Genomic DNA, 21,651 nt, shown 5'->3' with positions numbered 1-21,651 from the left:
AAGGTCGATGATCTTTTTTTCCGTGAAGGGCGATCGCTTCATGTTCGCCTTCAAAGTTGGACGGACTCTACCCCCAACTGTAGCAGCAACAGGGTCTCAATTAAATCTACTTTGGGTAGATATACAAAGGAAGGTTGCAATTTTTAAGAGAAACTATCTAACTTCATGCGGAAAGGATAAAGATCCGTAAGCGGTGTTTGAGCCGCACGTTGTAGCTCTTCGCCCGGCTTGCGAGGTGATACCCATCGCAAGGTGGGAGTGCGTTTCGCAATGGGAGCTACAACTGCGTTTCTCAGATCGCTCGGCGTCGAGGTCTTTGAGAGTGGGCATCGGCGGTGGCCGGATGCGGTGAAGGCCCGGGCGGTGGCGGAAACGCTGGAGCCGGGCGCGACAGTGAACGCTGTCGCCGCACGTTACGAGGTGAAGCCGAACCAACTGTCGGCATGGCGATGCTTGGCCAAGCAGGGGAAGCTTGTCCTGCCCGCCGCCGAGATGCCGGATGAGCCGATGGCCTTCGCACCGCTCGTCCTGTGCGAGGCGGGGCCGCCGCAGCCCTCGCAGCCTTCGGGTCAGTCCGCCGACAGGCTGCGCCTCGTCTTCGGCGATGTGACGATCGAACTCGCCGCCGACACCGGGGCGAAGCGCATTGCCGAGATCGTCCACGCGCTCGGAGCGTCATCGCAATGATGCCATCCCATACCGTCCGTATCCTGGTGGCAACGCAGCCTGTGGACTTCAGGAAGGGCCACGACGGCTTGGCTGCGCTGGTGCAATCGGTTCTGAAGGAAGATCCGTTCACCGGCACCGTGTTCGTGTTTCGGGCGAAGCGGGCCGACCGATTGAAGATCCTGTTCTGGGACGGGAGCGGACTGGTGATGGCCTACAAGCGGCTGGAGGAAACCACCTTCACTTGGCCGGCGGTTCGGGACGGCGTGATGACGTTGAACCGGGCGCAGTTCGAGGCTCTTTTTTCCGGCTTGGACTGGCGCAGGGTGAAGGCCTTGGAGACCCGCCGCCCGGCTGCGGCAGAATGAATCAGGCTGGGGAAACGGCGCGCATTCGACGCTGCTTCGGGCTATCCTTCCCCCATGCCTGCCACCGCGACCATCGACCTATCTGCCATCCCCGAGGCACAGCGCGAAGCTGTCGTCGCAGTGCTCCGCGAGCGGGATGTGCTGAGGGAGGCCAACAGGCGCCTCGAGCATCTGGTGGCCGAGCTCAACCATCTCGTCCATGGCAAGCGGTCCGAGAAGCTCAGCGAAGATGACCGGCAGTTGGCCTTCGAGGATCTCGAGGCAGCTGTCGCCGAGGCCAATGAGCAGAAGGAGGCGCAGACGCCTTCCGATCCTCGGCCTCGACGTGCGGCCAAACGCAATCGCGGTAACCTGCCCCAGGACCTGCCTCGCATCGAGCGCGTGATCGAGCCCGACAGCCTGCAATGTCCCTGCGGCTGTGGGCAGATGCACAAGATCGGCGAGGACCGCACCGAGCGGCTGGACATCGTGCCCGCCCAACTGCGGGTGATCGTCACGGTTCGCCCCAAATACGCCTGTCGTGCCTGCACCGATGGCGTGCGTCAGGCGCCGGCACCCGCCGCCCTAATCGAGGGCGGCCTGCCAACCGAGGGGGCCATCGCCCATGTGCTGGTCGGCAAATACGCGGACCACCTCCCGTTATACCGCCAGAGCCAGATCCTCGCCCGTTCCGGCATCGACATCCATCGCAGCACGTTGGCCGATTGGGTCGGCGTCGCGGCATTCCATCTGGGGCCGGTGGTGGACCGGCTGGCAGAACACCTGAAGACCTCGACCAAGCTGTTCATGGACGAAACCACGGCACCGGTGCTTGACCCCGGACGCGGCCGAACCAAGACCGGCTTCCTTTGGGCCCTGGCCCGGGATGATCGCGCGTGGAGCGGCGACGATCCACCCGGCGTGGTTTACTGTCCACTCGTCATTGGTCTCCAGCATCAATGCGCCAACGAGCCGAACAATGGCCTCGTCATTGGGAAAGATGCCGATGACATCGGACCTTCTCTTTATTTCGCGGTTCACCCGCTCGAGTGGGTTCGTGGAGGCGATCTGGGGCCAGTGCTCCCGAGGGAAATCCATGTAGGCGAGCACGTCATCGCGGGAAGCGTCCATCAGGGCGCCGAGCGTCGCCTGCTTCTCGCGCAGCGCGTCGGCGACCACGTCCCATTGAGCTTCGGCATCGGCCTTGTTGTCTTGGGCGAAGATCGTCTTCAGCATCGCGGCCACGGCCGTGCGCTGCTTGGCTCGCGCATGAGCGAGCGCGTTCCTCATCCAGTGAACCCGGCACCTTTGGTGGGTCGCATTGAAGACCCGGCGCGCGGCGGCCCGGAGCCCCTTGTGATCGTCGGAGATCACCAGTTTCACGCCCCGCAGGCCGCGATCGGCGAGACTGCGCAGGAAGTCGATCCAGAAGGTCTCTGCCTCGGAGAGACCCGTGGCAACGCCCAACACCTCGCGTTTGCCATCCTCATTGACCGGTGAGCCTGCGAACGCCACTATCACGGCACGGCTGACGATCCGCCCGCCGTCACGGACTTTCAAATAGGTCGCGTCGAGCCAAAGGTATGGCCAGTTCCCCTCCAGCGGCCGATCCAGGAACGCGTTCACCCGATCGTCGATTTCGGCGCAAAGGCGACTGACCTGGGTCTTCGACATGCCACCGGCGCCCATGGCCTTCACCAGGTTGTCGACAGAGCGGGTGGAAATGCCCTGAACGTAAGCCTCCTGGATCACAGCCACGAGCGCCTTCTCGGCCGTGCGGCGAGGCTCAAGGAAGCTGGGCAGATAGCTGCCCTTGCGCAGCTTCGGAATTTCCAACGCGACCCGGCCGGCACGCGTGTCCCAGTCCCGCGTGCGGTAGCCGTTCCGGTGAACCTCACGCAGCGGCGAACGCGCGCCTTTGGCGGCGCCGGTTCTCGCCTCGACCTCTGCCTCCATGATCCGCTCGGCCGCGAAGGCCAGCATCTCGCGGACCAGATCTCCATCAGCCTGCTTTTCAACCAGCTCGAGCAGAGCCATTCTGTCGTCGGTCATCGTCGTCTCCATCTGGTTCAAGGTTTCCCAACCCGAACCTACTCCGAAGATCGACGGTGACCGCCAGCGTTACGCTCGGCCGCACGCTACGCTACGCCGAGGGCTCCGCGCGCGGCCTCTTATACCAAGCGTGGGGACACTATCCTACGCTGTCGCGCGAGATGTTAAAATGACGCGCCGCCTCTCGCTGGCTCATCCCCTCGGCACAGGCCAGTCGCACCTTGCGATACAAGTCCACGGTGAAAATCCTCCCGCCCTCCCTGCCTCCAGAAAGGGTAAAGGTGGACGACTTTTACGCCGCCCGCAGCAGGCTCACCCCGCCGCTACCGTGGCCGACTTTCTCACCGCCGTTCTCACTTTCATCGGCAATTTCGCCTCGCGCCACCGCGCGAGTTTCTGGCGCTCTTCGAGATCCAAATGTGCGTAGCAGGTGCCCATCAACTGCTCTCCATGTAACCATCTGTTTCCATACAGAAGTTGCACTTCGAACGTGAAACCACCGCCATAGCCGTAGGACAGCCCCGACCAGGGGGATCTGGTCCGTGGCTCGGTCGAGGCTGTGATCCAGTCGCGGGGTATCACCTGTGCGCCGCCGAACCGGCCACCGTCGCGCATCATGACCGCGAGCTTCAGCATGTCCGAGGGACGCAGCGCCATCTCGTTACCGCTGAGGTAGTAGCCCTCCAGATCACGCGTCCAACGCGGGATCTCCATCGCAAAGGGGCCGCCGAGCCGCTCGCGGGCCTGCGCGAGAAGGCTTTGTCCGGTCGCCTCCGCCAGAGCCGCGCCGAGAATATGAGTCGACCCGGTGGAATAGAGCATCCGTGTCCCCGGTTCGGCGACCATCGGACGAGTCATAGCGTCGGCCAGCCAATTCCCGGCGCTGATCCATTCCCCGTAATTGCCACCGGAGGTGCGCTCCAGACCGGCGCGCAGCGTTACAAGATCTTCCATCGTGATCCCGGCTACACCCGATGTGGCATCCCGGGGGACGATGCCGGGCGCGACCTGCTCGAGCTTGGCTGTCACCCCGGATATCTCTTCACGATCCACGGCCACACCGAGCAACAGGGCGACGATGCTCTTTGAGCAAGACTTGATGTTCGCGAAGGCGTCGAGCCCGGGGCCCCGCGGCGCCTCGGCGAAGACGACGTCGTCTCCGCGCATCACCTGGAGTGAATGCATCTGCGACAGGCGCTGCATGGCCGATCGCAAGTCCTCCGGCTGGGCGCGGGCGATCCAAGGCGCGGACACGGCCGCGGCGGCGGTCAGGATGAAATGCCTACGGTTCCTCTGTCACCGAATGATCGGGCTCACTTGAAAGCTGTCCAGAACTTCGAGGTCACAACCACGTGGGTTCGGAATGGCCCACTTACCCGAGCCCGCGAAGTTCCTGCCGGGGCGCTCCTGATACCTGTGCCTTGTTCCGAACGTGTGTAATCCTTCACGTTCACTCTGCCGCCTTCGGCTGCCGTGCCACTGCCAGCAGCGCCGCGATCTCGGGGCGGCAGGAGCCGCAGCTGGTGCCAGCCCCGAGCGCGGCGCCGATCGCCTCGACGCTCATCGCCCGGTCGCTCTCGATTGCCGTGAGGATGGTGTTGACCCCGACGTTGAGACAGGCGCAAAGCGTCGGGCCGGGATCGGGCGCGTCGGCGCCGGGCCGTCCGCTGAGCGGCTGGCCGCCGCCTTCGCCCAGGAGCCCCGCGAGATGGTCGCGCGCCACCAATACCGGCTCGGGCGCTGTGAGGAGCGCGGCCTCGAGCCGTCCGTCCACGTGGAAAGCCAGCCGCTCGAGGCCGCGCGCCGGGTCGCTGACCCGCGACAGCCGCGCGTCGGGCAGACCGAACAGCTTGCGCGCCTCCGCCTCCCAGTCGGCCGGCGCCTCCGCCCCCGCCAGTTCCAGCCGCCAGCCCTTCTTGCCGCGCGCCCGGGCCCAGTAGTCGCACCCCGGCTCCGGCTGGGCTCGGCTTACCGCGAAGCCGAACCAAGTCGCGCGCCATGGCGCGACCGCAACCGCCGTGGCCTTGCTCTCGGGCTGGCCAGAGACCGGGTCGGTGGCGGCGGCAACCAGCGCGTCGATGCGGCCCGTGGGCGCGGTCTCGCCGCTCCAGTGCATCGGCGCGAAGACCTCGCCGCGCCGCACCCGGTCGGTGACGAGCACCCGGAGTACCGCGCGCCCGCCCGGCCCCGTCACCTCGGCCAGCGCCGCAGGGGCAAGGCCCGCACAGGCGGCATCGTCTGGATGGATCTCGAGGAAAGGCTCGGCGATGTGGCGCGACAGCCGGGCCGAACGGCCCGAACGGGTCATCGTGTGCCACTGATCGCGTACGCGGCCGGTGTTGAGCCGGAAGGGGCGCTCCGGCGTCAGGGCGACCATGGGCGGACGAGCCGCTACCGGCACCATCCGACCGCGCCCCGACGGCGTGTAGAACCGCCCGTGACCGAAGAAGCGCCCGCCCTGCGCCGTGGCCCCTTGCGGCCAGCGCCGGGGCGTCATCGTGGCGTAGCCGACGTCGCTGATGTTGGCGAGACCGGTAATGTCGAAATCGAGACCGAACCGGGCCGCGACGCCCGACAGCGCCGCGTGTTCGCGCAGCACCGCCGCCGGGCCGTTCCAGCTGAAGGCCTCCGCCCAGCCCATGCGGCGGCCGACCTCGGCGAGGATCGCCCAGTCGGGCCGTGCCTCGCCCGGCGGCGCCATGAAGGCGCGCTGGCGGCTGATCGTGCGGTCGGAATTGGTGACGGTGCCGTCGCGCTCGCCCCAGCCGGCGGCGGGCAGGAGCACATGCGCAAGCCGCGCCGTGTCGGTGCGGGCGGTGACGTCGCTCACCACCACGACGTCGCAGCCGGCGATGGCGGCGCGCACCCGGTCGGCCTCGGGCATCGAGACGGCGGGGTTGGTGCAGATGATCCAAAGCGCCTTGATGTCGCCGCGCTCCACGGCGCGGAACATGTCCACGGCCTTGAGACCGGCCCTCCCGGGCATGGCGGGGGCGTTCCAGAAGGCGCGCACCGCGTCGCGATGCGCGGCGTTCTCGATGTCGAGATGACAGGCCAGCGCGTTGGCGAGCCCGCCCACCTCGCGCCCGCCCATCGCGTTGGGCTGGCCGGTGACGCTGAATGGCCCCATGCCGGGGCGGCCGATGCGCCCCGTCGCGAGGTGGCAGTTGAGGATGGCGTTGACCTTGTCAGTCCCCGAACTCGACTGGTTCACGCCCTGACTGAACACAGTCACGACCTTTTCGGTGGCGATCCACATGGCGCAGAACTCGGCGATCCGCGCCGGGTCGAGCCCGGTGGCCGCGGGGTCGTCCGCGTGGGCCGCGGCCAGCGCTTCGGACATGCCGTCGAGATGGCGCGCGAAGCGGGCGTCACGCGCGCCGCGCCGGTCGATCTCGGCGAGAAGCGCATTGAACAGCGCCACGTCCGAGCCGGGCGCTAGCGGCAAATGCAGGTCTGCGATGTCGCAGCTCGCGGTGCGGCGCGGGTCAATCAACACCACCTTGGTGCCGCGCGTCGCCCGCGCGGCGGCGAGGCGCTGGTAGAGCACCGGGTGACACCATGCGAGGTTCGATCCGGTGAGCACGACGAGGTCGGCCAGTTCCAGATCCTCGTAGATGCCGGGCACAGTGTCGGTGCCGAAGGCGCGCTTGTGTCCCGCGACGGTCGAGGCCATGCAGAGCCGTGAATTGGTGTCGATGTTGGCCGAGCCGATGAAGCCCTTCATCAGCTTGTTGGCGACGTAGTAGTCCTCCGTGGTCATCTGCCCCGAGACGTAGAAGGCGGCGCTGTCGGGGCCGTGTTCGGCGATGGTCTGGCGGAACCGGTCGGCCACCTGCTGCAGCGCCTCATCCCAGCCGGCGCGCGCGCCATCGACCACCGGATGTAGCAACCGGTCCTCGAACCCCACGGTCTCGCCGAGCGCCGCGCCCTTGGAGCAGAGCCGGCCGCGATTGGCCGGGTGGTCCGGGTCGCCCCGGACCGCGACGCCGCCCTGCCCGTCCGGCCGCGCCAGCACCCCGCAGCCGACGCCGCAATAGGCGCAGGTGGTACGGATCTCGCCCGGCTGCGCGGAACGCTGCGCCCCGCTCATGCCGCCGCCCTGCGGCCCACAGCCTCGCCATCGATCAGCAGCCGACCGTCCTCGATGCGCAGCGGGTAGGTCGGGATCGACCCCTCGTCGGCGCCCTGCGCCCGGCCGGTCTCGAGATCGAAGACCCAGTTGTGCAGCGGGCAGGTCACGGCGCGGCCATAAACGATGCCCTCAGACAGCGGCCCGCCCTTGTGCGGGCAGCGGTCGGAGGCGGCGAAGACCTCGTTCTCCCCGGTGCGGAACAGCGCCACGCAGCCCACCGGCGTCTTCACCAGCCGCGCGCCGCGCAATGGGATGTCCTCGATGGCTCCGATATCAATCCAGCTCATTCCGCGGCCTCCAGCGTGAGATCGGCGAGCGGCCGGAAGCGGCGCGCCTGCGCTGGCTCGGCCCGCTCGGCCCATGGGTCCTTCTGGTAGATCGTCTGGCTCAGGTCGAAACGGGCGACGAGCGCCGCGCGCTCGTCCGGGTTCGAGAGCGCCTCGCGCACCCAGCCCATGCCGACCTTGGCGATCCACTTGTAGGGCCGGTCGAGATACCTGGCGTGCTCGCGGTAGAGCTGCACGAAAGCGACCGACCATTCCTCGGCCTCGCCCTCCGTCGCGACCTTGACCAGCGGCTGGATCTCCTTGAGGTCCATGCCCGCCGCGCCGCCGACGCCGATCGCGAAGCCGCTGTCGACACAGACGATGCCGACATCCTTGCAGGTCGCCTCTGCGCAGTTGCGCGGGCAGCCCGAGACGCCGAGCTTGACCTTGTGCGGCGTCCACGCCCCCCAGAGCCGCTTTTCAAGCCTGACCCCGACCCCGGTACTGTCCTGCGTGCCGAAGCGGCAATGCTCGCGGCCGACGCAGGTCTTCACCGTCCGGAGCCCCTTGGAATAGGCGTGGCCCGAGACCAGCCCGGCGCGGTTGAGGTCGGCCCACATGGCGGGCAGGTCTTCCTTCCTCACGCCCAGCAGGTCGATGCGCTGGCCGCCCGTGACCTTGACGGTGGGCACGCCGTACTTGTCGGCGGCATCCGCAATGGCGCGCAGCTCGCGCGCGTTGGTCAGCCCGCCCCACATGCGCGGCACAACCGAATAGGTGCCGTCCTTCTGGATGTTGGCGTGGTTGCGCTCGTTGACGAAGCGGCTCTGCGGGTCGTCCTGGTATTCGAGCGGCCAGTCGGCCAGCAGGTAGTAGTTCACCGCCGGGCGGCAGACATGGCAGCCATTGGGCGTGCTCCAGCCCAGTTCCTGCCAGACGGCGGGCTGCGACTTCAGCTCCTGCGCCTTGATCAGGCGGCGGACATCCTCATGGGTGAGGTCGGTGCAGCCGCAGATCGGCTTGGCCGTGGGCATGACGAAGTCGTCGCCGAGCGAGAGCGCCATGACCTGCTCGACCAGCCCGGTGCAAGTGCCGCAGGAGCCCGACGCCTTGGTGACGGCGCGGACGTCCTCGATGGTCGTGGCGCCGCCCTCGACGGCCTCGACGATCCGGCCCTTGCAGACGCCGTTGCAGCCGCAGATCTCTGCGTCAGCCGGTAAGGCTGCAACGGCCGCCATAGGGTCCGCCTGCGCGCCCCCCTGGAAGGCCGGGCCGAAGATGAGGGTCTCACGCATTTCCGAGACGTCCTCGCGGTCCTTGATGAGGCCGTGGAACCACGCGCCATCGGCGGTGTCGCCATACATCACCGCACCGATCAGGCGGGGGCCCTCCAGCACCAGCCGCTTGTAGACGCCGCGCGCGGGGTCGCGGAAGACGATGTCCTCGCGACCCTCGCCCTCGGCAAAGTCCCCGGCCGAGAACAGGTCGCAGCCCGTGACCTTGAGCTTGGTCGCCACCTCCTTGGGGCGGAAGGCGGCGTCGCCGCCCGTCAGCGTTTCGGCCAGCACCTTGGCCTGGTCGTAGAGCGGCGCCACGAGGCCGAAGACGGCACCGTCATGCTCGACGCATTCGCCAAGGGCCAGCACGTCGGGATCGGACGTCACCATCCGGTCGTCGACATGCACGCCGCGCCCGACCGCGAGGCCGGCGAACTTGGCCAGCGCCACGCTGGGCCGGATGCCCACCGCCATGACCAGCAGATCGCAGGGCAGCTCGGTGCCGTCGTCGAGCAGGAGCGCCTTCACATGGCCGTTCTCGCCGAGGATTTCCTTGGAGTTCGCCGCGCAGCGCACGGTGATGCCCTTCTCGACCAGCGCCCGGCGCAGCAGATAGCCCGCCGCCTCGTCGAGCTGGCGCTCCATCAGGTGACCCATCAGGTGCACCACGGTCACGTCGACCCCGTGCGCGGCCATGCCGGCGGCGGCCTCGAGGCCCAGCAGCCCGCCGCCGATCACCACGGCCTTGGCGCCGGGCGTCTCCGACAGCCGCATCATCCGCTCGGTGTCCTCGAGGTCGCGATAGGGGATCACGCCCTTGAGGTCGTGACCCGGCAGCGGGATCATGAAGGGGTCAGAGCCGGTGGCAACGACCAGCTTGTCATAGACCACCTCGCCCTTTTCGCCGGTGACGACCTTGCGGGCGCGGTCGATCTCGACCACCCGCTCGCCGAAGCGGCAGGTGACATCATGGGCCGCGTACCAATCGTCGTCATGGGTGACGATCTCGGCATAGGTCTTCTCGCCCGACAGCACCGGCGACAGCATCAGCCGGTTGTAGTTGCCGCGCGGCTCGGCGTTGAAGAGGGTGACGTCCCACGCGCCCGGCGCGCCCTCGAACAGGTGCTCCAGCATCCGGCCCGAGGCCATGCCGGCGCCGATGACGACGAGTTTCTTTGTCATGGCGGTCACTCCGCGGCTATGGCGCTCGGCGCCGGTTTCTGACGGGGGTCGCGGCCGTGCTCGTACTCCTCGAGGAAATCGAACACCTCCTGCCGGTAGTGGTAGTAGTCGGCATGCTCCAGAAGCGCCTTGCGCGTACGCGGGCGCGGCAACTTCACGTCGACGATCTTGCCGATGGTGGCGCGGGGTCCGTTGGTCATCATCACCATCCGGTCGGCCAGAAGGATCGCCTCGTCGACGTCATGGGTGACGCAGACCGCCGTGGTCTTGGTACGATCCCACACATCCATGAGCACCTCCTGCAGCTCCCAGCGGGTCAGGCTATCGAGCATGCCGAAGGGCTCGTCGAGCAGGAGCAGCTTCGGCGAGAGAGCGAAGGCGCGGGCGATGCCGACTCGCTGGCGCATGCCGTTCGACATCTCGGAGGCCATCCGGTCCATCGCGTCGCCCAGGCCCACGCGCTCGAGGTAGTGCTCGACCACCTCCTGCCGCTCGCCTTGGCTGGCGCGGGGATAGACCCGGTCGACGCCGACCGCGACGTTCTCGCGCGCGGTGAGCCACGGGAACAGCGAGGGGCTCTGGAACACCACGGCGCGCTCGGGATCGGCGCCCTCGACATGGCGGCCGTCGAGCTTGATCGCGCCCTTGGAGATCGCGTTGAGACCGGCGGCCATGGTCAGCACGGTGGACTTGCCGCAGCCCGAATGGCCGATCAGCGAGATGAACTCGCCGCGGTTCATCCTGAGATCGAAGTCCTCGACCACGGTGAGCGGGCCCTTCGGTGTCGGATAGACTTTGTGGAGCTGACTGAAGTCGAGGAAGCGATCGTCGATCAGGCCTTCCTGCGCCTGCTTCTGCGCGTCGGGCAGGTCGCGGGTCCGGTCATGGACCGGACGGATGTCCGGCAGCCGGCACGTACCCTCGGCGCGGGCCTGGATGCCGACATCCATCAGGTAGCCGGTGACCTGCGCCCGCAGCGCCTTGAAGGCCGGATCCGTGTTCATCGCCGCGCGGTCGCGCGGCCGCGGCAGGCGCACCTTCACCGCCGCGCCCAGCGTGCCGTCGGGGTTCAGCGGCACGATCCGGTCGGCGAGCAAGATCGCCTCGTCCACATCGTTGGTGATCAGCACGCAGGTGGTGCGCTCGCGCTCCCAGATCTCGAGGATCTCGTCGGCGAGGTTGGCGCGGGTCAGCGCGTCGAGCGCCGAGAGCGGCTCGTCGAGGAGCAGCACCTCGGGCTCCATGGCAAGCGCGCGGGCGACCGAGACGCGCTGGCGCATGCCGCCCGACAGCTCCGCCGGGCGGCGGCCCGTGGCGTGGCCGAGGCCGACCATCTCGATGTAGCGCTGCGCCTTGGCGGCCTTCTCGGCCTTCGACAGCTTCGGGTGCACCGCCTCGACCGCGAGCATGACGTTGCCCGCGACCGTGAGCCACGGCATCAGCGAGTAGCTCTGGAACACCAGCCCGCGCTCGGGGCCGGGGCCGGCGACGGGCTGACCCTTGAAGGTCACGGCGCCCTGGTCGGGCATGACCAGCCCCGCCATCAGGTTGATCAGCGTCGACTTGCCGCTGCCCGAGAAGCCGAGGATCGCCACGAACTCGCCCTCGGCCACGTCGAGGTCGATGGCCCTGAGCACCTCCTTGCGCGACTTGCCTTCGCCGAAGCCCTTGGAGACGGTGTCGAACTTGAGAATGGGGGTCATGGCGGTCACCGGTTCGGGGCGTGGGTGAAGAGCGATTGCAGCGCGAGCATTACCCGGTCGAGCAGGAAGCCGATCAGGCCGATGGTCAGCACCGCGACGATGATCCGCGCCAGCGAGGACGACGAGCCGTTCTGGAACTCGTCCCAGACGAACTTGCCCAAGCCGGGGTTCTGCGCCAGCATCTCGGCGGCGATCAGCACCATCCAGCCCACGCCGAGCGACAGCCGCAGCCCGGTGAAGATCAGCGGCAGCGCCGAGGGCAGCACCAGCTTGGTGATCTTGGCGCGCGGGCTCATCTTCAGCACCTTGGAGACGTTGACGAGGTCGCGGTCGACCTGCGCCACGCCGAGCGCGGTGTTGATCAGGGTGGGCCAGAGCGAACAGAGCGTGACGGTGATCGCCGAGACGAGGAACGACTTGGCGAAGAGGCCCTCGCCGCCCGCCGAGAGCGCGGAGACCACCATGGTGACGATCGGCAGCCACGCCAGCGGCGAGACCGGCTTGAAGATCTGGATCAGCGGGTTGAGCGCGGCGTTGGCGGTGGCCGAGAGACCGGCAAGGATGCCGAGCGGGATCGCCACCGCGCTCGCCACCAGGAAGCCGAAGAAGACCGTCAGGATCGAGGTGCCGATCTGGTCGTAATAGGACGGCGCCCCGGTGAAGGCGATCTCCTTGACCTCGTCCGCCCTACCCTGCTCGACCAGGCGTTCGTTGCGCAGGGCCACCTGCTCCTCGAAGCGGGCCTTCTTCTCGGCGGTGCGCGCGGCGTCCTCGTGCAGGCCCACCGCCTCGTGCCAGACCTGACCCGGCCCGGGGATCGCGCCGAGCGAGGTCTGCACCTGCGGTGCCAGCATGGCCCAGAGCGCGAGGAAGCCCGCGATGGCCAGAAGCGGCACGCCCAAGAGCCGCCAGACCTCGCGCATCCGGGCCCGGGGGTCGTCGCCGGCGGCGGCGCGGATCAGCGGGGTCAGCCAGGCCAGGCCGAGAACCTGGAACCAGCGGTCGGCGGCACCGAGCCGCGCCAGCCAGCGGGCGCGCCGTGCCTCCTTGTGTTCGGCCTCGATGGCGGTTGGATCAATCGCGGTCATGGGGTGCTCCGGGGGTTGGATCAGCGGAGGAAATGGGATGCGGGGCCACGCGGCCCCGCCGGGCGCGTCAGCCCTGGATCTCGGAACCGACGACCCGCTGGTCGCCCTTCAGCCCGATCGGCAGGCTGTCGAGATAGGCGTTGGGCGCGCGGCCGTCGTAGGGAATGCCGTCGATGATGTCGGCGGCGGGCGTCGGCGCCTTGTAGCCGTCGCTGTCCCACGGGAAGTCGGCCTCGTCCGCCAGCCCCTCGTCGACCAGCATCCGGGCCGCCTCGAGGTAGATTTCGGGCTTGTAGACCGAGCGGGCGACCTCGTCGTACCAGCTGTTGGGCCGCGCCGCGGCGATCTGGCCCCAGCGACGCATCTGGGTGAGGTACCACACCGCGTCCGAGTAGAAGGGATAGGTGGCGTGGTGCCGGAAGAAGGTGTTGAAGTCCGGCACCTCGCGCACGTCGCCCTTCTCGTACTCGAAGGTGCCGGTCATCGAGGCGGCGATCACCCCCGCGTCGGCGCCGACATAGTCGGGGCGCGACAGGATCTCGACCGCCTGGGCGCGGTTGGCGTTGTCGTTCTCGTCGAGCCACATGGCCGCGCGGATCAGCGCCTTGGTGACGGCGAGCGTGGTGTTTGGGTTCTCCTCGACGAATTCGGCGGTGAGGCCGAACACCTTTTCGGGGTTGTTCTTCCACAGCTCGTAGTCGGTGATCACCGGCACGCCGATGCCCATGGCCACGGCCTGCTGGTTCCATGGCTCGCCCACGGCGTAGCCGTAGATCGTCCCGGCCTCGAGCGTCGCGGGCATCTGCGGCGGTGGCGTCACCGACAGGAGCGCCTCGGCGCCGATCTGGCCTGTGGTGTTCTGCTCGGAATAGTAGCCGGGCGCGATGCCGCCGGCGGCGAGCCAGTAGCGCAGCTCGTAATTGTGGGTCGAGACCGGGAAGACCATGCCCATGTTGAAGGACTTTCCTTCTGCCCGGTACTGCTCGATCACCGGCTTCAGCGCCGCGGCCGAGATCGGGTGCTGCGGCCGGCCCTCGGCGTCGGTCGGGATGTTGGGCTTCATCGCCTCCCAGACCTCGTTCGACACGGTGATGCCGTTGCCGTTGAGATCCATCGAGAAGGGCGTGACGATATGCGCCTCGGTGCCGTAGCCGATGGTCGCGGCGAGCGGCTGACCCGCCAGCATGTGCGCCCCGTCGAGCTGGCCGTCGATGACCCCGTCGAGCAGCACCTTCCAGTTGGCCTGCGCCTCGAGCGTGACGAACAGCCCCTCGTCGAAGAAGTAGCCCTGCTCGTAGGCCACCGCGAGCGGCGCCATGTCGGTGAGCTTGATGAAGCCGAAGGTCAGCTCGTCCTTCTCCAGTGGCAGCATCTCGGCCGCAGCCGGTGCGGCGAGGCAGGTGGTGGTGGCGAGGATCGCGGTCAGCCGTGTCATGCGCGTCGTTCCCGTCTCAGGGCCCGGGGGGAAGGTCCGGGCAAAAACCAAAAAAGCCGCCGACTCATCGCGCGACGGATGTCGCGAAACGGTCGAGCGGCTTTGCTCCAGATCGCCCAGTCGTTGGGAGAATTCGGTCGGCCAGACGTCGTTGCCTGCCCACGTGCCCAGCTGACCCGCCCTGTCGTCATGCCGCAAGGGCAATGCCGCGGCGCGGCGTGGCAATATCGGGGTCAGGCGCGGCTTTGTCGAAAATTTGGTCAGTCGGGATGCGAGGGGTCAAAAACCCGGCCGTCGAAGAACCGGTCGCGCCGCAGGACGAGCGTGCCATCCTCGGCCGCCACCAAATGGTCCGACTCGACCGCGCCCTCGATCTTCTCGGACGCGCCGGGCAGCACCGCGCCGATCCCCGAGAGCATCTGCCGGTGCAGGTCGCTGCGGAACACCGCCCGCGCCGCGGCGTCGGCCGCTTGCGGGTCGAGGCCGGCCCGCGCGGCCATGCGCCGGCCGATCCAGGCGGCTTGGCTGCGCCAGGGAAAGCCCGCCGCCCCGCCGTGGAACGCGACCAGCCCCTCGACATGCCGCCCCTCGCCGCGGCCCGAGATCGTCAGCCGCCCGGTCAGCGCCCGGTCGATAATCTCGGCCGGCACGTTCAGGTATTCCGGCCGGCTCAGAAGCTCGGCCGCCGTCGTCCGGCTGCCCGGCTGGCCCAGCCAGCGCCCAGCCCGCCACAGCGCCCGGACCAGCGCGCCGAAGCGCGCGGGCTCCGCCTCGGCCCGGCCGGCGCGCACCGCCAGCACCTTTTCCGGCGCCCCGGCCCAGATCGCCCGGCCGGGCAGAAGCAGCTCGCCCACGCCGGTCTCGACCGCGATCGAGCCCCAAGGCTCGCCGACGCAGAAGGCGTCGATCTCGCCCGCGCCGATCGCCTCGGCCATCAGCGGCGGCGGGACGGTGCGGATCTCCACCGTCCGGCCCGGCGCGACCGCGTCGAGCCAGTAGCGGATCAGCTCGAAATGCATCGAGAAGGGGAACGGCACCCCGACCCGGAGCGGCGCGTCGCGCCCCGCGAAGAGCGCCTCGCCCGCCACGCGCGCGTCGTCGAAGCCGAAGCCGTGGCCTGCGTCGCGTAGCTGCGCCGCCAGCTCGCGGCTGACCCCGATCACGTTGCCATTGACCGACAGCACCGAGAGCGCCTGCAGCGGCACGCCCGCGCCGCCCAAGCCAAGCGCGGTCGCGACCGGCACTGGCGACAGCACCTGCGCCGCGTCCACCGCCTCGAAGGCCAGCATGTCGCGCAGGCTCGACCACGAGGGCGCGCGGTGCAGCTCGATGGCGAGCCCCTCGGCCCGCGCGAAGCCCATTTCCCACGCCACGATCACCGGCGCGGCGTCGACCAGTGGCATGAAGCCGACCGAGAGCCGCGGCAGGGTCATGACAGCAGCCCCGCCGCGGTGACCAGCGCCTCGGCCACGTCGGCCATGCGCCGGTTCTGGTCCATCGCGGTGCGGCGCAGCAGCGCGTAGGCCTCGCCCTCGTCGATGCCGCGCGCCTTCATCAGGATGCCTTTCGCCCGGTCGATGGTCTTGCGCTCCTCGAGCGCCCGGCGCGTCGCGGCCAGCTCGCTGCGCATCTGCCGGAACATCTGGAACCGCGCCATCGCGGCATCGAGCACCGGCCTCAGCCGCTCGGGGCGCAGCCCGTCGACCACGTAGGCCGAGACCCCCGCCTCGACCGCCGCCTTGGCCAGTCCCTGCCGGCTGCGATCGACGAACATCGCCACGGGCCGGTCGAGCGGCCCGGAGGCGAGCGCCAGCTCCTCGAGCATGTCGCGCGACGGGTCAGCGACGTCGATCAGAACGATGTCCGGATCGGCCTCGGCGATGCAGCGCGCCAGCCGGCTCGGCTCGGCGATCACCCGGATGTCGTGGTCGCCGGTGCCGCGCAGGCTGTCGACGATCAGGTGCGCCCGCTCCCGATCGGCCTCGACCACCACGATGCTCAGCTTGTCGCCCATGCGCGATGCATCGTGCGCGGCGGCGGGCGCGGTCAAGCGAGGCGAACATCGAGGCGGGGGCGCAGGCTTTCAAAAGGGCATCTGCACAACCGATCGGCGTCCAAGGTCGAACATGCCGGGAAAACGGGCGCGGCGGAGAACCTCGCGCCGGCAGAGCTCGGCAATGCTGCCCTCGCCGCGCAGCCCATCCAGGACGATGCGGATTTTTTTCTCGGCCGAATGATGCTTCCGGATGCGCCGACGGATGTCCTTCACCAGCGACTCAGCCGTCGGTTTGTCTGCTCCGGGTTTCTGACTCATCTCCGCTCCTTGGTGGTTACGATGAGCCAAAAACCCTCCGTTAAAAAATCAATTCAGATGCCCCCAGAGGCGCTGACGAGGGACAATCGAGGGCTACCAAGCCGGCCGAATCGACGGAAGATCGGGCTTGGCGTCATGGCCTTCGTGCAGCTGCGCTGCTCCGAGCACGATGCCGCGGCCACGGCCGAGTTCCAGCGCATCATCGAGACTTCGCCTAACTTTCTGGCGTGCCATAACACAACCGGGGCCGGCGACCTCCTGCTCATCGCTGTCGCGAGGGACCTCGACAACTACAGTGCCTTTGTAAAGACCACCCTGCGAAGGCTGCCCGGGGTGACCAGCATCCGGTCGAACCTATCGCTGCGGGAGATGAAATCCTCTAGCCAGCTACCGGTCATACGCGGGGAAATCTGAAATTCATCCGCTGCGACAGTGCGGGAAGCGGACGTGCGCTTCATGTGTCGCTAATGTCGGCTGTCCGCCCTTTCTTACGAAGGGCTGCACATTCTCGGCAACGGTTGCTTGGTAAGATGAAGCGCCGTCATGGCCGGGTTCTTGAGCGCGGAAGCGTGCCCGATCGAAACCTGCCGTCTATGCCTTCACCTCGTCCCGCCAGCCATGCTCGGGAGCAAATCCCAGTAGCTCGCGCGCCTTGTCGATGGCGTAGAAGGTCTCGGTCTCGCCCATCTCCCGCTTCACCGGCACATCCGGATAGAAGGGCGTTGTTGCAGAACCCCCGGCCTTACGGTTCACACAGCGAAACAGCCGCTTAGGTGGGAGGCATGACGAAGCCTCTACCTGCCCGCTATCGCACGACGAACTGGTCCACCTACAACGCCGCGCTGCGCAAGCGCGGCTCTCTGCTGATCTGGCTGGATCGGGAGATGGCTTGGCTCGCACCGCATGAGGGACGGCCGGGGCGTCCCCCGGTCTTTTCCGAGGGCGCGATACAATTCTGTCTCTCGATCAAAGTGCTGTTCAAGCTGCCGCTGAGGCAGACGGCCGGGATTGTAGCCAGCTTGCTGCGTATGGCAGGGCTGGACTGGCCGGTGCCGGACTACTCGACGCTGTGCCGCAGGCAGAAGAGCTTGGCCGTCCAGATCCCGTATCGCCGGGCCGACGGGCCGACGGACCGACGGACCGACGGACCGCTGAACCTGCTCGTGGACAGCACGGGGAACAAGTTCCTGGGCGATGGCGAATGGCAGGCCCGCAAGCATGGAGCGCAGGGCCGTCGCCAGTGGCGGAAGATCCATCTGGCCATGGATACGGCCACGTCCGACTTCCGCGCCGTGGAGTTCACCCCCAGCCGCGATGGCGACAGTCCGGTCCTGCCGGACCTGCTTGATCAGATCCCCGACGACGAGCCGATCGGCACCGTGACCGCCGATGGTGCCTACGATACGCGTCGCTGTCACACCGCGATCATCGAACGCCAAGCCACGGCGATCATCCCGATCCGCAAGAATGGGCGACCATGGAAAGAGACGGACCGGCTGCTGCGGCCCGCAACGACATCCTCCGGGCCACACGGCACTTTGGTCGAGCGTTCTGAAAACGATGGACCGGCTACCATCTCCGCAGTCGCGTCGAAGCCAAGATGCGATGCCTGAAGGCGTTCGGGGAGCGCATCGCTGCAAGAGACCCCGACCCGCCAAACCGCCGAAGTCCACATCCGCATCGCCCTCATGATCCGCTTCTCAGCCCTCGGCACCGCCGAGATCGTTCGCGTGGCATGACATCATTGGGGAAAGGGGCACCTGTGCCTCAAGCCTGAGTTCTGCAACAACGCCCGTTCACATGCGCAAGGTCGTGCTTCGCATGCGCGATCTGCGTCCCGTAAGCCTTGATCTGCCCGAGAATCTCGGCGCGTTTCTGCGTCAGTGTCTGGATGAATCAGAGGCTCGGCCATGCCGCCATTGCAGCGAACTTCGCCGGCTCGGTCCATCCGGCAAACTGGTGCATCTGCTACCTAAGATCGAATGCATCGATCAGAACTGGTTCTTGTCCGTCGAGGATGCCCGGTTAAAATGCGAAGCATACCGCCACGAGTATAATCACGAACGACCGCACAGCTCGATCGGCAACAAGATCCCGATCGAGTTCATGAAAGCCATCAGCACCACCTGCCCGTTGATGGCTTAGAAGACGGGAAAGCCCTCAGGGCAGCGGTCCAGCGTTCGGGGCAAGTCCAGCGCGGGTGAGCGGCGCGTTGCTGCGGTCGACGAACATCGCCACCGGGCGTTCGAGCGGGCCGGAGGCGAGCGCCAGCTCCTCGAGCGTGTCGCGCGACGGATCGGCGATGTCGATGAGTACGAGGTCGGGGTCGGCCGCGGCGATCCCGGCGGCCAGCCCCGCATCCCCCGCGAGCACCTGCACCCGGTGCGACCCGGTCTCCTGCAGCGCCTCGATGATGAGCCGGGCCCGCTCGGGGTCGGGCTCGATGAGGACGATGCGCAGGCTGTCAGCCATGGGCCTGCCCCGCCGCCATGCGCGCCCTCAGACCGAGACCTCCGACAAGAGCCGGTCGCGCGTCACCGCATCGCGCGCCCCCGCCAGCGTCACCCGCCCGCGCCGCATCACCACGAAACTGTCGGCGAGGTCATGGGCAAAGTCGAAATACTGCTCGACCAGCACGATCGCCATGTCGCCCCGGTCGCGCAGCTTGGCGATGACCCGGCCGATCTGGGCGATGATGTTGGGCTGGATGCCCTCGGTCGGCTCGTCGAGCAAGAGCAGGCGCGGGCGCAGGATCAGCGCGCGGGCGATGGAGAGCTGCTGCTGCTGCCCGCCCGAAAGATCGCCGCCGCGCCGGTGGCGCATCTCGTGCAGCACGGGAAAGAGCTCGAAGATGTCGTCGGACACCCGGCGTCTGGCGCGCGGCAACCCGGCAAAGGCGGTCTCGAGGTTCTCGCGCACGGTCAGGAGCGGAAACACCTCGCGCCCCTGCGGCACATAGCCCACCCCCGCCCGCGCCATGCCATGCGCCGACAGCCCGCCGATGTCGTCGCCATCGAGCATGATGCGCCCCCGGCTCGCCGGGTGCCGCCCCGAAAGCGCCTTGAGAAGGCTGGTCTTGCCGACGCCATTGGTGCCCATCACGCAGGTCACCTCGCCCGCCCGCGCGCTCATCGAGACGGTGTCGAGGATCTGGCTATGGCCATAGTGAAGGTCGAGATCGGTCACGTCGAGCATGTCTATCGTCCCAGGTAGACGTCGATGACGTCGGGGTTGGAGGTCACGTGATCGAGGCTGCCCTCGGCCAGAACCGACCCTTCGTGCAGCACCGTCACGCGGCAGTTCAGCCGCCGCACGAATTCCATGTCGTGCTCGACCACCACCACCGCGCGGGTCTTGGCCGCCTCGACGAGGATGTCGGTGGTCTTCTCGCGCTCGGCCAGCGTCATCCCGGCGGCGGGCTCATCGACCAGCAGAAGTCGCGGCTCCTGCGCCAGCAGCATCCCGATCTCGAGCCATTGCTTCTGGCCGTGGCTCAGCTCGCCCGCCTTGCGCGACAGCTGCGCGGTCAGGCCGATCTTGCCCGCCAGCGCCGCGACCCGTTCGAAATCGCCCGAACCGGGGCGGTAGAACAGCGCGGCAAAGGGGCCGCGCCGGTTCTTCAGGGACACGATCAGGTTCGACTGCACCGTCTGGTCCTCGAACACCGTGGGCTTCTGGAACTTGCGCCCCACGCCCTCGCGGGCGATGCGCGCCTCCGACAGCCCCAAGAGCGACAGCCCCTTTTCGCCCCAGCTGATCCGCCCCTTGTCGGGCCGGGTCTTGCCGGTGACGATGTCCATGAAGGTGGTCTTGCCCGCGCCGTTGGGCCCGATCACCGCCCGAAGCTCGGCCTTTCCGATGCGGAACGACAGGTTGTTGATGGCCCGGAATCCGTCAAAGCTCACCGAGACGCCGGACACTTCCAAAAGCGTGTTCATGCCTCTGCCTCCTCTTCGCGGAACGATCCCCGGTCGGGGCCGAGATCGGCGCCGTGGCGCGCGGGCCTGCGGCGCTGGCTCCACAGATCGACGAGCCCGCCCAGGCCCCGCGGCGCGAACAGCGTCACCGCGACGAAGCTCAGCCCGAGGATCACCAGCCACCAGTCGACCCAGACGATGCGCACGGGCCCGAGCCCGAGGTCGGGCAGCTGGCCGGAGGTGAAGAACGACGACACGAGGCTCACCACCATGGCGCCGATCATCGCGCCGTAAAGCCGCCCCCGCCCGCCGATTGCCACCCAGACCGCGAGGTATATGGACGCGATGGGCATCATCTCGGCCGGGTTCACAATGCCCGCTTGCGGGTAATAGAGCGCGCCCGCCACGCCGGTGATCGCCGCCGAAAGCGTGAAGACGGCGAGCTTGAAGCCCTCGACCGGGTAGCCGAGAAAGCGCACCCTTTGCTCGTTGTCACGGATGCCGCGCAGGATGGCGCCGAACTTGCCCGACACCACCCAGGCGCACAGCACATAGCCCAGCCCCAGCATCAGCGCCGAGCTCCACAAGAACCACAGCGAGACGGTCGATTGCGGCACGCCGCCCATCCCGGGCAGGTTCTGCAGCCCCGACAGCCCGTTGTTGCCCCGAAGCCCCGCGTCGTTCTGAAAGAGATAGAGCGCCAGCGCCAGCGTCATCGCCTGCGTCAGGATCGACAGATACACCCCCGTCACCCGGCTGCGGAACGCCAGCCAGCCGAAGACCAGCGCCAGGAGCGAGGGCACCAGCACCACGAGGGCGAGCTGCGCGGGCAGGCTGCCGGAAAAGGCCCAGATCGCCGGAAACTCGGTCGAGCCGACCACGCCGAAGATCTGCCCGCCCACCGCGTCACGGATCTCGGCGGGCGTCGGCGGGATCGCCTGGCCCGCGAGGCTCTCGGCCACGATGGCCTCGGTCCGCGCGGTCATCAGCCACATGCCGATCATGTAGCCACCAAGCGCGAAGAAGGCGATGTTGCCGAGGCTGAGGATGCCCGCATAGCCCCAGACCAGATCCATGGCGAGCGCGGCGAGCGCGAGGCAGAGCGTCATGCCCAGCGTCTTGACGAAGCTGGTCGAGACCCCGCCCGAGGCCGCCATCACCGTGACGATGACCGTGGCAAGGGCCAGAAGGCCCAGCACGAGGGGCACCGAAGGGTTGCGTGCGAGAAACGAGCCGGTCATGCGGCCTCCGATCTTTGAAGGGCGGTCA

Annotated in this window: 18 protein-coding genes and 4 pseudogenes; 6 read left to right on the top strand and 16 right to left on the bottom strand. The window is 67.9% G+C overall.

Annotated features, from left to right (window positions below; genetic code table 11):
* The first annotated feature begins 363 nt into the window (after positions 1 to 363).
* The 3 genes and pseudogenes from CJ301_RS13300 to tnpC all read left to right on the top strand — a co-directional run.
* Positions 364 to 687, top strand: a complete 324-nt coding sequence (locus tag CJ301_RS13300; protein ID WP_254050153.1) for a transposase — start codon at positions 364 to 366, stop codon at positions 685 to 687.
* Positions 687 to 1,034, top strand: coding sequence for an IS66 family insertion sequence element accessory protein TnpB (gene tnpB, locus CJ301_RS13295; protein WP_216823296.1), 348 nt, complete (start codon positions 687 to 689; stop codon positions 1,032 to 1,034). The genes CJ301_RS13300 and tnpB overlap by 1 nt, the downstream gene beginning before the upstream one ends.
* A gap of 54 nt (positions 1,035 to 1,088) precedes the next feature.
* Positions 1,089 to 1,943: pseudogene (gene tnpC / locus CJ301_RS13290) on the top strand (IS66 family transposase); the annotation flags it as partial.
* On the opposite strand, the pseudogene CJ301_RS13285 reads toward tnpC, so the two are convergent.
* The 12 genes and pseudogenes from CJ301_RS13285 to CJ301_RS13235 form a co-directional block, all read right to left on the bottom strand.
* Positions 1,941 to 3,065: pseudogene (locus tag CJ301_RS13285) on the bottom strand (IS256 family transposase); the annotation flags it as partial. The pseudogenes tnpC and CJ301_RS13285 overlap by 3 nt on opposite strands.
* A 145-nt stretch (positions 3,066 to 3,210) precedes the next feature.
* A pseudogene (locus tag CJ301_RS18510) lies at positions 3,211 to 3,303 on the bottom strand (helix-turn-helix domain-containing protein); the annotation flags it as partial.
* Between the two features lie 74 nt (positions 3,304 to 3,377).
* Positions 3,378 to 4,268, bottom strand: coding sequence for a serine hydrolase domain-containing protein (locus CJ301_RS13280; protein ID WP_099277876.1), 891 nt, complete (start codon positions 4,266 to 4,268; stop codon positions 3,378 to 3,380).
* Between the two features lie 247 nt (positions 4,269 to 4,515).
* Positions 4,516 to 7,158 (bottom strand): nitrate reductase, encoded by a 2,643-nt coding sequence (locus CJ301_RS13275; RefSeq protein WP_099277870.1) that lies wholly within the window; start codon positions 7,156 to 7,158, stop codon positions 4,516 to 4,518.
* The gene (gene nirD / locus CJ301_RS13270; protein WP_099277869.1) at positions 7,155 to 7,487 is read right to left on the bottom strand and encodes a nitrite reductase small subunit NirD; all 333 of its coding nucleotides are present in this window, start codon (positions 7,485 to 7,487) and stop codon (positions 7,155 to 7,157) included. Before nirD ends, CJ301_RS13275 begins: the two co-directional genes overlap by 4 nt.
* Complete coding sequence (nirB, locus tag CJ301_RS13265; RefSeq protein WP_099277868.1) at positions 7,484 to 9,925, bottom strand: nitrite reductase large subunit NirB; 2,442 nt, start codon at positions 9,923 to 9,925, stop codon at positions 7,484 to 7,486. The genes nirD and nirB overlap by 4 nt, the downstream gene beginning before the upstream one ends.
* A gap of 5 nt (positions 9,926 to 9,930) precedes the next feature.
* A complete protein-coding gene (locus CJ301_RS13260; RefSeq protein WP_099277867.1) occupies positions 9,931 to 11,628 on the bottom strand; it encodes an ABC transporter ATP-binding protein in 1,698 nt (565 codons plus the stop codon).
* 5 nt (positions 11,629 to 11,633) lie between these two features.
* A complete protein-coding gene (locus CJ301_RS13255; protein ID WP_099277866.1) occupies positions 11,634 to 12,716 on the bottom strand; it encodes an ABC transporter permease in 1,083 nt (360 codons plus the stop codon).
* A 67-nt stretch (positions 12,717 to 12,783) separates the two neighbouring features.
* Positions 12,784 to 14,151 carry a CmpA/NrtA family ABC transporter substrate-binding protein gene (locus CJ301_RS13250; protein ID WP_099277865.1) on the bottom strand — a complete coding sequence of 456 codons (1,368 nt, stop codon included), beginning with the start codon at positions 14,149 to 14,151 and terminating at the stop codon, positions 12,784 to 12,786.
* Positions 14,152 to 14,411: 260 nt separating this feature from the next.
* Positions 14,412 to 15,584 (bottom strand): ABC transporter substrate-binding protein, encoded by a 1,173-nt coding sequence (locus CJ301_RS13245; RefSeq protein WP_099277864.1) that lies wholly within the window; start codon positions 15,582 to 15,584, stop codon positions 14,412 to 14,414.
* The gene (locus tag CJ301_RS13240) at positions 15,581 to 16,165 is read right to left on the bottom strand and encodes an ANTAR domain-containing response regulator (RefSeq protein WP_099277863.1); all 585 of its coding nucleotides are present in this window, start codon (positions 16,163 to 16,165) and stop codon (positions 15,581 to 15,583) included. The genes CJ301_RS13245 and CJ301_RS13240 overlap by 4 nt, the downstream gene beginning before the upstream one ends.
* A 120-nt stretch (positions 16,166 to 16,285) precedes the next feature.
* A pseudogene (locus tag CJ301_RS13235) lies at positions 16,286 to 16,465 on the bottom strand (IS3 family transposase); the annotation flags it as partial.
* Between the two features lie 135 nt (positions 16,466 to 16,600).
* Here CJ301_RS13235 and CJ301_RS13230 point away from each other — a divergent pair.
* The 3 genes from CJ301_RS13230 (at position 16,601) to CJ301_RS13215 (ending at position 18,610) form a co-directional block, all read left to right on the top strand.
* Complete coding sequence (locus CJ301_RS13230) at positions 16,601 to 16,879, top strand: Lrp/AsnC ligand binding domain-containing protein (protein WP_254050152.1); 279 nt, start codon at positions 16,601 to 16,603, stop codon at positions 16,877 to 16,879.
* 368 nt (positions 16,880 to 17,247) lie between these two features.
* On the top strand, positions 17,248 to 18,078 hold the full coding sequence (locus CJ301_RS13220) for an IS5 family transposase (RefSeq protein ID WP_367869650.1): 831 nt from the start codon (positions 17,248 to 17,250) through the stop codon (positions 18,076 to 18,078).
* A 187-nt stretch (positions 18,079 to 18,265) separates the two neighbouring features.
* Positions 18,266 to 18,610, top strand: coding sequence for an integrase core domain-containing protein (locus tag CJ301_RS13215; protein ID WP_099277861.1), 345 nt, complete (start codon positions 18,266 to 18,268; stop codon positions 18,608 to 18,610).
* Between the two features lie 15 nt (positions 18,611 to 18,625).
* Here CJ301_RS13215 and CJ301_RS13210 read toward each other — a convergent pair whose 3' ends face one another.
* Genes CJ301_RS13210 through CJ301_RS13195 form a run of 4 tightly spaced genes read right to left on the bottom strand, consistent with a single transcriptional unit; the run spans position 18,626 to position 21,623 of the window.
* Positions 18,626 to 18,937 carry an ANTAR domain-containing response regulator gene (locus CJ301_RS13210; protein ID WP_099277860.1) on the bottom strand — a complete coding sequence of 104 codons (312 nt, stop codon included), beginning with the start codon at positions 18,935 to 18,937 and terminating at the stop codon, positions 18,626 to 18,628.
* Between the two features lie 27 nt (positions 18,938 to 18,964).
* Complete coding sequence (urtE, locus tag CJ301_RS13205) at positions 18,965 to 19,660, bottom strand: urea ABC transporter ATP-binding subunit UrtE (RefSeq protein WP_099277859.1); 696 nt, start codon at positions 19,658 to 19,660, stop codon at positions 18,965 to 18,967.
* 2 nt (positions 19,661 to 19,662) lie between these two features.
* On the bottom strand, positions 19,663 to 20,403 hold the full coding sequence (urtD, locus tag CJ301_RS13200; protein ID WP_099277858.1) for an urea ABC transporter ATP-binding protein UrtD: 741 nt from the start codon (positions 20,401 to 20,403) through the stop codon (positions 19,663 to 19,665).
* A complete protein-coding gene (locus tag CJ301_RS13195; protein ID WP_099277857.1) occupies positions 20,400 to 21,623 on the bottom strand; it encodes an ABC transporter permease subunit in 1,224 nt (407 codons plus the stop codon). Before CJ301_RS13195 ends, urtD begins: the two co-directional genes overlap by 4 nt.
* Positions 21,624 to 21,651: the final 28 nt, after the last annotated feature.

Source organism: Limimaricola cinnabarinus (genome assembly GCF_002723615.1).
GTDB lineage: Bacteria > Pseudomonadota > Alphaproteobacteria > Rhodobacterales > Rhodobacteraceae > Limimaricola > Limimaricola cinnabarinus_B.
Note: the sequence above shows the minus strand (reverse complement) of the source record. Positions and strands in the feature narration are given on the sequence as shown.